Here is a 13,867-nt window from a genome sequence, read left to right on the forward strand (position 1 = left end):
TCATTTTATTAAGGAGAGATTATTCATGTCTGTATTTACACCAGAAGAAATTACGGAACTTGCTGCGAATTCCGGAAGAAAAAAAGCTCATTTATCATTACTCCCTATGCTAATTCTCGGTTTTTTTGGTGGTGCTTTCATAGCATTAGGGTATTTACTCGATATTCATGTTATTGGAACAATGCCAAAGTCTTGGGGATCATTTACTAGTTTTCTAGGTGCCGCTGTATTCCCTATCGGTCTTATACTCGTTATTCTTGCAGGCGGTGAGTTAGTAACTGGCAATATGATGACCGTTTCAATGGCGTGGCTTCACAAAAAAATCGAATTATTTCACTTCATTCGAAATTTAGTTATTGTTACGTTTAGCAACTTCATAGGTGCTGTATTCGTTGCTTATTTTTTCGGTCATATCGTCGGATTAACAGAGGGAGCTTTTTTAGCGAAAACAGTTTCTATTGCGCAAGCTAAACTACAAGATACACCACTACAAGCCTTCATTTCTGCAATCGGATGTAATTGGCTCGTTTGTTTAGCTGTTTGGCTCAGTATGGGAAGTAAAGAATTTATCGGGAAGATTATCGGTATTTGGTTCCCAGTTATGACTTTTGTTGCGATTGGATTTCAACACGTTGTAGCCAATATGTTTGTCATCCCAGCTGCAATTTTTGCCGGTCATTTAACTTGGATTGAATATTTTCCAAACTTCATTTTTGTTTTCTTCGGAAACTTAGTAGGAGGTATGTTATTTGTAGCATTACCTTATTTCATATCCTATAATAAGGAACTCCCTTCCAATAAAGAGCAAACTGCATTAAAGAAAAAATCTGTATCCGCTTAAATTGAAAGTCTATACAGTGGCTCTAAAAAATATTACAAATTTCATTTTTTTTACGAATATATGTGCGTACACTTGTTCTCGAATGTTTTATAAGTTATAATAACAACTTAAATAGCATTATTTACATATGAGGTGAAAAACATGAACAAAACAGAATTAATTAAAAACGTAGCACAAAATGCTGAGATTTCTCAAAAAGAAGCTACTGTAGTTGTACAAACTGTAGTAGAATCAATCACTAACACTTTAGCTGCTGGTGAAAAAGTACAACTTATCGGATTCGGTACATTCGAAGTACGCGAAAGAGCTGCTCGTACAGGCCGTAACCCACAAACTGGTGAAGAAATGCAAATCGCAGCTTCTAAAGTACCTGCTTTCAAAGCTGGTAAAGAACTTAAAGAAGCTGTAAAATAATGAAAAAATAGCCTTCTCGTTTACGAGAGGGCTATTTTTTTCATTACATAATTAATAAAAATCTGACCATTATGCTGTTTCTTTTGTTCCTTTATGCAAATAAAGCCTTTACTTTCAAAGAAAGGTTTTGCTGTAATACTTGCTTCTGTATAAATCTCCCTATGCCCCAAGTTCACTGCTTCTTTTTCTAGCTTCTTTAGTATGTATGAGGCTATCCTTTTCCCTTGATAATCTTTATGCGTAAATAAGCGATCTACGTAATGATCATCATTATAATCCCCAAATCCCACTATCATACCGTTATGATCCGCTACATAACTAATATTCTTCTCTAAAGACTGTAACCAACTTTCCCTATCTAGTTGATCTGGTGCCCATGCCTGTAGCTGTAACACGTTATAATCTTTTGCATTAATTGTATGAACTGTTTCATAGAACAACTGTAATACTTGTTCTAAATCCTCCTTATGGAATATTCTAATGATCGTATCTTTTAACATATATGAACCTCCTTACTAAACTATCATTTAACTTGTCTACCATCTAGTATTCAATATTTCTGCTTTATTATATCTTTTTTCTTTCTATATAAACAAAAAACAATACTTATTTCAAAGTATTATTTTTCGTTTAAAAGCATATGCAATTACTCTCTAGATTTTTATTTTTTTAATTTCACTCTTTGTAAGCGTAATGCATTTAATACAACGGATACAGAACTAAATGCCATAGCCGCTCCTGCAACCCAAGGTGCTAAGAAACCGAACGCTGCAATCGGGATTCCTAATCCGTTATAAGCTAGTGCCCAGAATAAATTTTGCTTAATATTTCTTATCGTCATCTTACTCATAAAGATTGCATCAGCAATACTATTTAAATCCCCACGGATTAACGTAATATCTGCCGCTTCCATCGCTACATCCGTTCCTGTTCCAATTGCCATACCGATATCCGCCGTAGCAAGAGCAGGAGCATCATTTATTCCATCTCCAACCATTGCTACTTTCTTACCTTGTGCTTGGAGTTTTTTCACTTCTTCTGCTTTTCCTTCTGGTAATACTTCTGCAATTACGTGATCAATACCAACTTGCTTAGCGATTGCCTGAGCAGTTTGTGTGTTATCTCCTGTAATCATAACAACGTCTAGACCCATTTTCTTAAGTCTTGCGATAGCTGCTTTTGAAGTATCTTTTACAGTATCTGCAACGGCCACTATACCAGCATATTCTTTATTGATCGCAATAAGCATTGCTGTTTTTCCTTCTCGTTCTAGCTCTTCCATCGATTTAGAAACTTCTTCAATATCAATATCGAATTTCTTCATTAATCGACGTGTACCAATTAATAATTGTTTCCCTTCTACAACTGATTCGATACCGAATCCTGGAATCGCTTCAAACGTTTCTGAACTTGGGATATCAATTTTCTTTTCTTTAATTCCTTCTACAATCGCTTCTGCAAGTGGATGTTCAGAATTTTTTTCTGCCGCAGCGACTAAACGTAGTATTTCTTCTTCATGGAATCCATCTGCTACAATTACATCTGTTAAAACAGGCTTTCCGTTTGTCACAGTACCTGTTTTATCTAGAATAACTGTATCTAATCGGTGCGTTGCTTCTAAATGCTCTCCACCTTTAAATAAAATACCATACTCAGCTGATCTTCCTGATCCAGCCATAATAGATGTAGGTGTCGCAAGACCTAATGCACATGGACAAGCGATAACAAGTACGGCTATCATTTTCTCAAGTGCTCCGCCAAAATCACCAGGTGTAACAAATAGCATCCACACTGCAAATGTGATAATAGCAATCACAACTACAACGGGTACGAAAATACCTGAAATTTGATCAGCTACTCTTTGAATAGGAGCTTTTGACCCTTGCGCCTCTTCTACTACTTTAATAATTTGAGCTAATGCAGTATCTCTTCCTACCTTAGTTGCTTTCACTTTTAAAAATCCATTTTTATTCATTGTAGAACCGATTACTACATCCCCAATTGTTTTATCAACTGGAATACTCTCACCTGTTAACATCGATTCATCTATTGCTGATTTTCCTTCTACAATTTCTCCATCTACCGGGATTTTTTCACCAGGTTTTACATAAACGATATCACCAGCTACTACTTCTTCGATTAAAATTTTCATTTCTGTTCCGTCTCGTAGAACAGTAGCGGTTTTCGCCTGTAATCCCATTAATTTTTTAATTGCTTCTGACGAGCGTCCCTTTGCCTTTGCTTCAAATAATTTACCTAAAATAATTAATGTAATAAGTACTGCACTCGTTTCAAAATACAAGTCTGTCATATGTTCCGAAGAACCAATCGACCTAATACTTAAATACACACTGTAAAAATACGCTGCCGACGTTCCAAGTGCCACGAGAACATCCATATTGGCACTTTTATTTCGTAACGCTTTATAAGCTCCAACATAAAACTGCCCACCAATGATAAACTGAACTGGAGTTGCAAGAGCTAGCTGCACCCAAGGGTTCATAAGCATATCAGGTAAATAAATAAACGATGTAAATGAGAAATGACTTACCATTGCCCACAGTAACGGGAATGATAAAATAAATGAAATGATAAATTTCTTCTTTTGTCGCTCAATTTCTTGTAAGCGATGATCAGTTGACCCATCTTGCTCATCTGATTTCACTTCCAATTTATATCCTAATTTCGTAATTGCACTCTTCATTTCATTTACATTAATTTCATCAGGGTTAAAATCTACTGTAGCTGATTCCAAAGCGAAATTTACTGTCGCTCCGTTCACACCTTCTAACTTATTTAAACGCTTTTCTACTCTATTCGCACATGCTGCGCATGTCATCCCTGAAACAGTAAACTCAGCTTTATCACTTACAATTCCATATCCTAACGATTCAACTTTTTCCTTAAACTGTTGCGGATTTGTTTTTTGGGGATCATACATTATTTTTGTTTTTTCAAGTGCAAAATTTACATTTGCATCATGAACACCTTCTACTTTTTTCAGACCTTTTTCAATTCTATTCGCACATGCCGCACATGTCATTCCTGATATTTGAAGATTAGCCTCTTTCTGTTCATTCATGTCTCTCACCTCTATATACCCTCATAAGGTATAATTATTAACAAAATAAATCGTACTTCCTATAAAGTACGATTTATTTCCATATCTAAAAATAATTATTGAACATCGTATCCTTGATCTTCAATTACAGCAACGATATCTTTTAGTGTTACAGCAGACGAGTCGATAGTAACTTCAACAGTTCCTTCTGCTAATTGAACCTTCACTTGTTCAACACCGTTTAGTTCTTTCACACTGCTTTCAATAGAATTTACACAATGTCCACAAGACATACCTTCAACTTTTAATGTTAACTGTTCCATTTAAAATCCTCCTCTTGTTTCTTCATTGTTTGTTAATCACAATTACATCTTACCATACCCCCCTAAGGTAATCAATGGTTTTGTATCATGATTTTTCAATTATTTTCTAAAAGTTTATTTTACATACACTTTTTCACATCAATACCCCGAAATCTTATATGAAGGTAAACAAAAAACAAGCCAGTTACATACTAGCTTGTTTTTACGCTTTTGAAAAACGTTCAAATACAGTCATTAATTCTTCAATTGCTTCGTCACCATTGCCATCTTTAATAGCACCTGAAACACAATGACTTGTATGGTTTTTTAATACACCCATTCCTACTTTTTTCATCGCTGCATTAATCGCTGAAATTTGCACTAAAATATCCACGCAATAACGATCATTTTCAATCATATTTTGAATACCGCGGACCTGTCCTTCAATTCTCTTTAATCTATTTATAATCTGCTCTTTTTCTTTTTCTGATCTATGTGTTACCGCTTCATGCTCTTTATGATCCATAATTATCACCTTCTTAAAGTTTCTCTTCATCCAATAAAACAATTGCTTTTACGAGTATACCAATTATAGCATTAATTATCTACGTATGATACCCCATATGAGTATATTTCCGCTCTATGCTTATTCTTAACAACTTATTAGCTTCTCAGACTCAATTATTATGATACCCTTGCCTTTTTTTCAAAAAACAATAATAAGCAGGGATTATCCATCCCCGCTTATTATTCATCCACAAATATAAAAGTCTCAATTTTCACACGTTTAAATTGAGACTTTTTTCTTCCTATATATAATTATTGCTGATCACATACTTTTGTATCATTCACTACTGAAGTTCCTTCAACGGTTACCGTATGAAAACAATCATTTACACGAACTGTCACGACATTATCTTGCCGATCAATAACGTGATATTCATTAAAATTTTTATTCAGAGCACTGCGAATTTGTTCTCCTTCATAAATTGGAATGCCATGTGATAAAACCCAAATAAGCCCAGCGATAGCAAGAATAGTTTTCATACGATCTACCTCCTTGAGAATATAGTGAACTTTTAATCCATGCTGTTTCAGCTCTTCTAATCATGAATGGAATGAATCAAGCCTTTTTGGAAATAAGTTCATTTCGTCTATTTTATGTTTATGCTAATTGTGACCGAATTGTGACAACTTTTTGTCTCTTTAGACGAAAAGTTGAAACAAAACGTTCAAAAAGGACAATTCTACTTGCACAAACAAAAGGCTATGGAAAATTTACCATAGCCTTTTGTTTGCATTTTATTAGATATTCATTTCAATTTATACGTAACTAATAAACCTTAACCCTTTACTTAAAGAAGTCGGCACAACAGATGCGTGATTCTCCCCTTCAGCTTCATAAAACGTAAATCGAAACTGACCGTGTTCTACTCGGAGAAGGCGCTCTGATAATTCATTTGCCCCTATAACCATATGCTCCCGTTCTAGTGACCCAACTGTAAGGAACACTCCCGTTTGAAACTTGGCACTGTTTAATTCATTTATAAGATTCGCTTCTTTTTCAAGCACAGATTGGTTATTCCACCAGATTGATGGACTACTAATAAAATAATTTTGAAAGGCATTTACGTTTGTAAATAATATATGTAAAGCAAATAAGCCACCTAACGAATGCCCAAATAATGTTTGCTTTCCTTTATCAATCTTATAATTATTTTCAATTTGAGGTTTCAGTTCTTCTTCCATAAAAGTAAAGAAGTTATGTGCTCCTCCTGTTTTAGGCCACGGTTTGCCATCTGGTTTTAAAGGCGCATCTTTTGAAATTACACTTGGCGTAAAATCATAACATCTTTCTTCTCCTGAAAATGCCTCTTCAATTGGATAACCAATACCTATTATAATGGCTGGTGAAACACCTGTTTTTTCCGCTCTAACTGATTGTATTTTAACCGCTTCATGGAATGTTTGAAAAAAGGCATTGCCATCTAATACGTATATAACAGGATATCCTGACTCTGGTGCTGGCCGCCTCGGCTTTGAAATATGAATTTGATATTCCTTACAGTCTAATTTTGAATACAGTTTCCACTGTTCTGTATTAGATGTAATAATCTGCTGTTTTTCAATAGTAGTATTCATCTTATATTCCCCCCTTCTTAACTCGTTACATATATCTCTACTTTCTCTTCTTGAAGTGCAACGCTATCGTATCCAAAACAAACAGGAGACCCATTATACGGATCAATCATGACACGCGCATCAATATGAAATACTTCTTTTAACACTTCATTTGTAATGATTTCTTCTGGGCTACCAGTTGTAACGATTTCCCCTTCCTTCATCGCAATAATTTCATCTGAAAACCTTGCTGCATGGTTAATATCATGTAGTACCATAACAACCGTACAATTATGTTCTTTATTTAACTTCTCCACAATTTGTAATACATCTAATTGATGAGACATATCGAGATATGTAGTTGGTTCATCTAGTAGTAACACTTCTGTCTCTTGTGCTAAAGCCATCGCTAGCCATACCTTTTGTCTTTGACCGCCTGATAAATTTGCAATTTGTCTCGTTCGAAATTCAGAAGTTTTCGTTATATCTAATGCCCAATCAATCATCTCTTTATCTTTTGAAGTTAACTTATTTACATTATTTCGATGTGGATAGCGTCCATAGGAAATTAATTCTTCCACTTTAAGTTCTCCTGGTGCAATTGGAGTTTGCGGGAGTAAAGCTAACTGCTTCGCAATTTCTTTTGTTGGAATCGTATTTAAATCCTGTCCTTGCAAATATACTTTACCGCTCTTTTGCTTTAAAATTCTTCCCATTGTTTTTAACAGTGTTGATTTCCCGCACCCGTTTGGCCCTATAATTGTCGTTACTTTTCCTTCTTGTATTTCCACATTTAAATCGCGAAACACTGTAAGCTTTTCATAACTCGTTTCTAAATTTTTTGCACTTAAAATACTCACTTTTATTCCTCCTCTTACGCTTTCGCCTTATAAAGTAAATATAAGAAATACGGTACACCGACAATAGAAATAACGATTCCAACAGGTAACTCTACAGGGGTGAAAACTGTTTTTGCAATAAAGTCTGAAGCTATTACAAGGAACATTCCGATTACTCCGCACGTAGGAATGATATGCTTATGCTGAATACCGACAAGCCTTTTTGCTATATGCGGTGCCATTAATCCAATGAAACCAATACTTCCTGAAACTGCAACACATGCACTTACAAGTCCGATACTACTTAATAGTAAAATAGATTTCTCTCTTTCTACTGAAACACCTAAACTTGTAATACTCGTTTCTTCCAATTGAAATAAATCTAATAAATAAGCTTTCTTTTGTATAAGCGGAATTAATATGATAAGCCACGGCAACATAGCAATAATATACTTCCAGTTTGCACTATATATACTTCCTGACACCCAAACTGCAGCCATCTCGAAATCAGTTGACTTCATTTTGAGTGATAAGTACATAGAAAATGCTCCAAATCCTGACCCAATCGCAATCCCTGTTAATAAAAGACGTTGGGAGTCTAGCTTACCGTTTTTCCATGAAAACAGATAAATGATGATAGCTGCACCTAATCCGCCGACTAAACCAAACATTGGCATCATCATAATAGACATCCAGTCTGTGCTCTTTAATTGCCCTTGAAAGAAAAACATAAAAATAACGATTGCTGTGCCGGCCCCAGCATTCACTCCTAAAATACCTGGGTCTGCCAATCCATTTCTCGTAATCCCTTGAATAACAGCACCTGCAACGCCTAGGCCTAATCCTACTAGCCCAGCAATTACGATACGAGGAAGACGAAACTCAAAAATAACTAAATCATGGTCTGGTACTGGATCTATTCTAAAGAGTGTTTTAAATACATCTGTAATTGTAATATCAAACGTACCATTCGTTAAACTAATATAAATAGCACATAGTATTAAAAATATAATAATCCCCATCGTCATTCCAAAACGTTGACTTGAACTTTTAAGCATGTCTCTCTCCTCCTCTTGTACGAATTAAATAAAGGAAGAAAGGAATTCCAATTAAGGAGGTAACGACCCCAATAGGTGTTTCAAATGGATAGTTTACAAATCTACTTAAAACATCACATAACGCTAAGAAAACTCCACCAATAACGCCTGCACATGGCAAAATCCACTTATAATCTACCCCAATTATAAAGCGAGTAATGTGCGGAATAATTAAACCTACAAAACCAACTTTTCCTACTAAAGCAACTGCTGTTCCTGTTAAAAAGATAACTGATAAAATTGCCATCGCTTTAACTAGTTTTGTACGCTGCCCTAGATTAATAGAAACTTCTTCTCCTAAAGAAAGAATGGTAATAGATTTTGATATTAACAACGCTAAAATTATTCCGATTATCCCAAACGGTATCGTGATTTTAATGATATTAGGATCCACTTGGTCTAACTTTGCATTAAACCAAAAACTAACATTTTGAGAGATTTGGAAATATGATGCCATCGCGGCCGATACACTACTTAAAAATGTTCCAATAACTGTTCCGATAATCGCTAACCTAACTGGTGATAAGCCATTTTGAAGGAGCGAGCCAAAACCAAACACGATACCGGCTCCTAGTGCAGAACCAATCATTGAACATAAAACCATACCAATTGATGACATTCCCGGAAGAAAAATCATACAAAGTGTAATAACAAAGGCTGCCCCATCCGTCACACCCATAATAGAAGGGGATGCAAGATAGTTTCTTGTCATCCCCTGCATAAGTGCTCCTGATATGGCTAGAAATGCTCCAACTAAAAGAGCTGCAACTACCCTTGGTAAACGTGAAGTAATAATAATATTATGATTTACATCGCTTGAATCAAAATGAAATAATGCGTTCCACACTATTTCAGCATCAATACTCTTCGCCCCATACAAAATAGAAAATATAACTGTAAATAAGATGAGTATGGGTGCTATACATAATATAGTCACTGGTACTGCATTTGTTTTCTGCATATCATTCAACGCACCTTACTTATTGTATTATTTAGATAAATTTTTCACTGCTTCTTTTAAGAATGCTGTTTTACTCCAAGCAGTACCACCTTGTGCCATTGGGTCTACAACGTTTACAAATACTTTCTTTTCCTTCGCAGCATTCATACTTTGCCAAATTGGATTACTTTCAATTTCTTCTAGCACTTTCGGATTTTTATTTTCAGTTGTCTCATATTGTAAGAAAATATAATCCGGATTAAGTTCAGCAAGTTTTTCAAATGAAATTTTCTCTTGTGCTTTTACAGTTTTCAATTGTTCTGGAGCAGTTAATCCAAGATCTTTATAAATGACAGGGTTGAAGTATACTCCTTCTGGATATAGGAATAATTCGTTTGCTCTTAGTCTAATGACAAGTACTTTTTTGTCTTTTAACTTATCTCCTAGTTTTGCTTTTGCCTTTTCAGCGTCTGAATTGTAATCTTTAATAATTTTTTCTGCTTTATCTTTTTTACCAGTTAATTCTCCCATTAACTTTAAGTTATCTTCCCAATTTGTTGAAACGTGTGATACCGGGAATGTAGGAGCTACTTTCGTAAACTTTTCAGCTGTTTCTGCTGGGAATTTCGTACTTGATGTAATAACGTCTGGCTTTAATTGTAGTAATGTTTCAAAATTTGGTTGCATTTTCTCGCCAACAGATTTCGCACCCTCTAAATCTTTCTCAAGATACTTCGGTAATTTACCACCAACAGTAATGGCACCTACTGGCTTAATACCAAGTACCGCTGCATCTTCCATTGACTCTAAACTAGCTGTCGCAATTTTATCTACTTTTGCTGGTACTGTATATTCTTTACCTAAATATGTAATTTTTCTTTTTTCGTCTTTTTTCGTTTCCGTAGCTTTTGTCTGTTGCTTTTGTTCTCCTGAAGTTTTATCCGTACTATTGCATGCTGCTAGTCCTACACTTAAAACTGTAACCATCCCTAAAGTAAATAACTTCTTGTTCATCTTTATATAACTCCTCTCGAATTCTCAAACTATATTCTCAATAAAATTTAACTATATGAAACTTGTCTCACATATATATTTCATTAGATTAATAATTCTATCCAGAACTCATTCTCGTTCACTTCCCCTAAACTATAATTCTTTTACACCTCATCTATTGATAACACTTTTCATTGATAATGATTATCGTTACTAAGTATATATTTAATATGCAATTATTTCAAGAAAGATTTGAAAAATTTTAACAAACTGAATAAAAAAGAAGTATCCGCCTAATCTTAGGAAGATACTTCTTTTTTTAGAAATTTATATGTAATTCAACTGGGCAATGGTCTGATCCCATCACTTCACTATTAATTTTCGCCTCTGTTATTTTGTCTTTCATTCTTTCCGAAACAACAAAATAATCTAAACGCCATCCAATATTTTTTGCTCTCGCTCCCATACGATACGACCACCACGAATATGCACCTTCCTGATCAGGATACAGATAACGATACGTATCAATAAATCCTTCTTCTAAAATACATGTGAATTTCTCTCGTTCCTCATCAGAGAATCCAGGGTTTTTACGATTACTTTTTGGATTTTTTAAATCGATTTCTTTGTGAGCAACGTTTAAATCACCGCAAAAAACAACGGGCTTTTTTTCATCTAATTGCTTAATATAAGCCCTGAAATCATCTTCCCATTTCATTCTGTAATCTAATCGTTCTAATCCTCGTTTTGAGTTTGGTGTATATAACGTTATCATGTAAAAATCTTCGAATTCTAAAGTAATAACTCGTCCTTCTTGATCATGCTCTTCAATTCCTAAACCGTATGTTACAGATAGCGGTTCTTTTTTCGAAAAAATAGCCGTTCCTGAATAACCTTTTTTCACAGCATAATTCCAGTATGTATAATATCCCTCTGGATTCAAATCAATTTGCCCATCTTGTAATTTAATCTCTTGTAAACAAAATATATCAGCATTTGATTCCTCAAGATATTCTAAAAATCCACCTTTTGCGATAACTGCTCGCAAACCATTTACATTCCACGAAATTAACTTCACCTATAGTCCTCCTCTTGATGTTCACTTTCAAATTTCATGCTATCACAAAATAGAAAAACAATCATATTTTCACCTTTGTAATCTTGCTCTTACATTTGTGAATACATACATACGCACTTTATTCAGGTTATACTAATTTCAGAGGTGATGTTCTTTGCACAATGAAGGGATTACGTTAACAAATGAGCATTGGCAAGCAATTATTCATAATGATTCTTCCTATGATAGTAAATTCTTTTATGCTGTGAAATCAACCGGAATCTTTTGCCGACCGTCATGCAAATTAAGAATACCGAATAGAAACAATGTACGAATTTTTCATCATGCAGAGCAAGCATTAAGCGAAAAATTCCGCCCTTGCAAACGTTGTAAACCAAATGGGCTCACTTTACCTAATGAAGAGTGGGTAGAACAAATTAAAGATTATATCAAAAAGCACTTTGACGAATTATTAACTCTCAACATACTTGCTGAAATATGTCATGGTAGCCCATTTCATTTGCAACGCACTTTCAAAAAAGTAACAGGAATAAGTCCAATAGAATATATACAGCAGTTTAGGATTGTTAAAGCGGCAGAACACCTTTTACACACAAATCAATCCATTAAAGAAATTAGTACTGCTGTCGGGATAGAAAACCCAGAGTATTTCGCAACTTTATTTAAAAAGAAAACCGGATTCACTCCTACTGAATATCGAAAAAAGAACGAAATGAAAGAAGGATAAAATAATGAATTCCTCCAAAAATAAATTTATATATTGGACGCTACTTACACATGAAAATTGGCAGTTTCATATTGCTGCAACTGAAAATGGACTATGCTTCATTGGATCACAAGATGAAAAATTTGAAGAACTAAATATATGGGCTAGAAAGAAATTGCCACAACATATATTGGCATGTAATCCAGATTACCTACAATCATATACGAAAGAAGTTATCGAGTATTTAGAAAGTAAACGAGAAACTTTTACATTCCCTATCGATGCTTACGGAACTGATTTTCAATTATCTGTTTGGAATACGGTACGTGAAATTCCTTATGGGGAGACATATTCTTATTCAGAAATTGCCGAAAGAATGCAAAAACCTACTGCTGTGCGTGCCGTTGCTACTGCTATTGCTGCCAACCCTCTTCTCATTACAATTCCTTGCCATCGTGTTATTGGAAAGAATGGTAAACTAACCGGTTTTAGAGGTGGATTAGAAATGAAGAAAGTGTTGCTTACATTAGAAAAGTCTCCGGTAGAATGCATATGACAGCAAAATATACTAGCACATTAACTTTAGCAGTTCCAACAGAATTTAGTTTCCAAGAAAATTTACGCTATCTATCACGTTCTAACAATGAATGTATGTTCCACATTGAAGATAACAAAATTTATAAAGTTATCCCTGTTCAGGATGTACATCCTTTAGTTGAAATTAGTATGAACTCGGATGATAATATTCAAATACGTTTTTTAGAAGAATCATATACGTCTGAAGAATCGATATGCGAAGCTGTAGCTCACTATGTAAAAGAGTGGTTTGATTTAACTACTGATTTAGCTCCCTTTTATACATTAGCTAAACATGATGTACTCCTTCAAGGACCAATTGAACAATATTATGGGCTTCGTACTTTAGGTATTCCAGACTTATTTGAAGCACTTTCCTGGGGAATTATCGGTCAGCAAATTAATCTCACATATGCTTATACACTAAAAAGAAGATTAGTCGAACACTTTGGAAATTATGTAGAATGGAACGATAGTAAACATTGGATATTCCCTTCTCCTGAAACGATTGCCAATTTACATGTAGAGGATCTCAAAAACTTAAAAATGACGACTAGAAAATGCGAATATGTAATAGGTATTGCAAAGCTTATTACAGAAGGAAAATTATCAAAAGAATCTTTACTGCAAATACAAGATGTGCAACAAGCTGAAAAACAATTAACTGCTATACATGGTATAGGACCGTGGACTGCCAACTATGTTTTAATGCGCTGCTTACGATTTCCTTCCGCTTTTCCCATTGACGATGTTGGCTTGCACAATGCAATTAAATATATAACAGGTTCTGAAAGTAAACCGACTAAACAGGAAATAAAAGATTTTGCGGCAAATTGGACCAACTGGGAGTCTTACGCAACTTTTTATTTGTGGCGAGTATTATACTAAAAAACCAAGTA

16 protein-coding genes are annotated in these 13,867 nt (G+C 34.7%); 5 read left to right on the top strand and 11 right to left on the bottom strand.

What is annotated here, in order from left to right; genetic code table 11:
* Positions 1 to 25: 25 nt before the first annotated feature.
* Both ACU8YW_RS18250 and hbs read left to right on the top strand, forming a co-directional pair.
* The gene (locus tag ACU8YW_RS18250) at positions 26 to 841 is read left to right on the top strand and encodes a formate/nitrite transporter family protein (protein ID WP_087984993.1); all 816 of its coding nucleotides are present in this window, start codon (positions 26 to 28) and stop codon (positions 839 to 841) included.
* A gap of 141 nt (positions 842 to 982) precedes the next feature.
* Positions 983 to 1,255 (top strand): non-specific DNA-binding protein Hbs, encoded by a 273-nt coding sequence (gene hbs, locus ACU8YW_RS18255; RefSeq protein WP_001043904.1) that lies wholly within the window; start codon positions 983 to 985, stop codon positions 1,253 to 1,255.
* A 20-nt stretch (positions 1,256 to 1,275) separates the two neighbouring features.
* Here the strand turns inward: hbs and ACU8YW_RS18260 are convergent, their stop codons facing one another.
* The 11 genes from ACU8YW_RS18260 to ACU8YW_RS18310 form a co-directional block, all read right to left on the bottom strand.
* Entirely contained in the window at positions 1,276 to 1,755 is a 480-nt protein-coding gene (locus ACU8YW_RS18260) for a GNAT family N-acetyltransferase (RefSeq protein WP_098133876.1), read from the bottom strand.
* Positions 1,756 to 1,916: 161 nt separating this feature from the next.
* Positions 1,917 to 4,337: a heavy metal translocating P-type ATPase gene (locus ACU8YW_RS18265; protein WP_097889696.1), complete on the bottom strand. Its 2,421-nt coding sequence runs from the start codon at positions 4,335 to 4,337 to the stop codon at positions 1,917 to 1,919.
* A 95-nt stretch (positions 4,338 to 4,432) separates the two neighbouring features.
* The gene (gene copZ, locus ACU8YW_RS18270; RefSeq protein ID WP_002014669.1) at positions 4,433 to 4,639 is read right to left on the bottom strand and encodes a copper chaperone CopZ; all 207 of its coding nucleotides are present in this window, start codon (positions 4,637 to 4,639) and stop codon (positions 4,433 to 4,435) included.
* A gap of 202 nt (positions 4,640 to 4,841) precedes the next feature.
* Entirely contained in the window at positions 4,842 to 5,144 is a 303-nt protein-coding gene (locus tag ACU8YW_RS18275; protein ID WP_000349636.1) for a metal-sensing transcriptional repressor, read from the bottom strand.
* 293 nt (positions 5,145 to 5,437) lie between these two features.
* On the bottom strand, positions 5,438 to 5,665 hold the full coding sequence (locus tag ACU8YW_RS18280; RefSeq protein ID WP_000849106.1) for a hypothetical protein: 228 nt from the start codon (positions 5,663 to 5,665) through the stop codon (positions 5,438 to 5,440).
* 276 nt (positions 5,666 to 5,941) lie between these two features.
* On the bottom strand, positions 5,942 to 6,760 hold the full coding sequence (locus ACU8YW_RS18285; protein ID WP_426933822.1) for an alpha/beta hydrolase: 819 nt from the start codon (positions 6,758 to 6,760) through the stop codon (positions 5,942 to 5,944).
* 17 nt (positions 6,761 to 6,777) lie between these two features.
* Positions 6,778 to 7,599, bottom strand: a complete 822-nt coding sequence (locus ACU8YW_RS18290; RefSeq protein WP_046956533.1) for an ABC transporter ATP-binding protein — start codon at positions 7,597 to 7,599, stop codon at positions 6,778 to 6,780.
* Between the two features lie 14 nt (positions 7,600 to 7,613).
* Entirely contained in the window at positions 7,614 to 8,636 is a 1,023-nt protein-coding gene (locus ACU8YW_RS18295) for a FecCD family ABC transporter permease (protein WP_088609494.1), read from the bottom strand.
* Positions 8,629 to 9,636 carry a FecCD family ABC transporter permease gene (locus ACU8YW_RS18300; protein ID WP_088122939.1) on the bottom strand — a complete coding sequence of 336 codons (1,008 nt, stop codon included), beginning with the start codon at positions 9,634 to 9,636 and terminating at the stop codon, positions 8,629 to 8,631. The genes ACU8YW_RS18295 and ACU8YW_RS18300 overlap by 8 nt, the downstream gene beginning before the upstream one ends.
* Before the next feature lie 27 nt (positions 9,637 to 9,663).
* Entirely contained in the window at positions 9,664 to 10,629 is a 966-nt protein-coding gene (locus tag ACU8YW_RS18305) for an iron-hydroxamate ABC transporter substrate-binding protein (RefSeq protein WP_060487502.1), read from the bottom strand.
* Between the two features lie 298 nt (positions 10,630 to 10,927).
* Positions 10,928 to 11,686: an exodeoxyribonuclease III gene (locus tag ACU8YW_RS18310; RefSeq protein WP_048545879.1), complete on the bottom strand. Its 759-nt coding sequence runs from the start codon at positions 11,684 to 11,686 to the stop codon at positions 10,928 to 10,930.
* Between the two features lie 154 nt (positions 11,687 to 11,840).
* On the opposite strand from ACU8YW_RS18310, the gene ACU8YW_RS18315 reads away from it, so the two are divergent.
* From ACU8YW_RS18315 to ACU8YW_RS18325, 3 genes are read left to right on the top strand one after another with little or no spacing between them, the layout of a single operon-like run.
* Positions 11,841 to 12,413: a bifunctional transcriptional activator/DNA repair enzyme AdaA gene (locus ACU8YW_RS18315; protein WP_446893991.1), complete on the top strand. Its 573-nt coding sequence runs from the start codon at positions 11,841 to 11,843 to the stop codon at positions 12,411 to 12,413.
* A 4-nt stretch (positions 12,414 to 12,417) separates the two neighbouring features.
* Positions 12,418 to 12,948 carry a methylated-DNA--[protein]-cysteine S-methyltransferase gene (locus ACU8YW_RS18320; protein WP_088064252.1) on the top strand — a complete coding sequence of 177 codons (531 nt, stop codon included), beginning with the start codon at positions 12,418 to 12,420 and terminating at the stop codon, positions 12,946 to 12,948.
* Entirely contained in the window at positions 12,945 to 13,856 is a 912-nt protein-coding gene (locus ACU8YW_RS18325; RefSeq protein WP_087985002.1) for a DNA-3-methyladenine glycosylase family protein, read from the top strand. Before ACU8YW_RS18320 ends, ACU8YW_RS18325 begins: the two co-directional genes overlap by 4 nt.
* The last annotated feature ends 11 nt before the right edge of the window (positions 13,857 to 13,867 follow it).

This window comes from Bacillus pretiosus (assembly GCF_052947655.1).

Bases quoted from the DNA above. Each gene is read 5' to 3' on its own strand.
- ACU8YW_RS18250 (WP_087984993.1), top strand. From the start codon at position 26: ATGTCTGTATTTACACCAGAAGAAATTACGGAACTTGCTGCGAATTCC.
- hbs (WP_001043904.1), top strand. From the start codon at position 983: ATGAACAAAACAGAATTAATTAAAAACGTAGCACAAAATGCTGAGATT.
- ACU8YW_RS18260 (WP_098133876.1), bottom strand. From the start codon at position 1,755: ATGTTAAAAGATACGATCATTAGAATATTCCATAAGGAGGATTTAGAA.
- ACU8YW_RS18265 (WP_097889696.1), bottom strand. From the start codon at position 4,337: ATGAATGAACAGAAAGAGGCTAATCTTCAAATATCAGGAATGACATGT.
- copZ (WP_002014669.1), bottom strand. From the start codon at position 4,639: ATGGAACAGTTAACATTAAAAGTTGAAGGTATGTCTTGTGGACATTGT.
- ACU8YW_RS18275 (WP_000349636.1), bottom strand. From the start codon at position 5,144: ATGGATCATAAAGAGCATGAAGCGGTAACACATAGATCAGAAAAAGAA.
- ACU8YW_RS18280 (WP_000849106.1), bottom strand. From the start codon at position 5,665: ATGAAAACTATTCTTGCTATCGCTGGGCTTATTTGGGTTTTATCACAT.
- ACU8YW_RS18285 (WP_426933822.1), bottom strand. From the start codon at position 6,760: ATGAATACTACTATTGAAAAACAGCAGATTATTACATCTAATACAGAA.
- ACU8YW_RS18295 (WP_088609494.1), bottom strand. From the start codon at position 8,636: ATGCTTAAAAGTTCAAGTCAACGTTTTGGAATGACGATGGGGATTATT.
- ACU8YW_RS18300 (WP_088122939.1), bottom strand. From the start codon at position 9,636: ATGCAGAAAACAAATGCAGTACCAGTGACTATATTATGTATAGCACCC.
- ACU8YW_RS18305 (WP_060487502.1), bottom strand. From the start codon at position 10,629: ATGAACAAGAAGTTATTTACTTTAGGGATGGTTACAGTTTTAAGTGTA.
- ACU8YW_RS18320 (WP_088064252.1), top strand. From the start codon at position 12,418: ATGAATTCCTCCAAAAATAAATTTATATATTGGACGCTACTTACACAT.
- ACU8YW_RS18325 (WP_087985002.1), top strand. From the start codon at position 12,945: ATGACAGCAAAATATACTAGCACATTAACTTTAGCAGTTCCAACAGAA.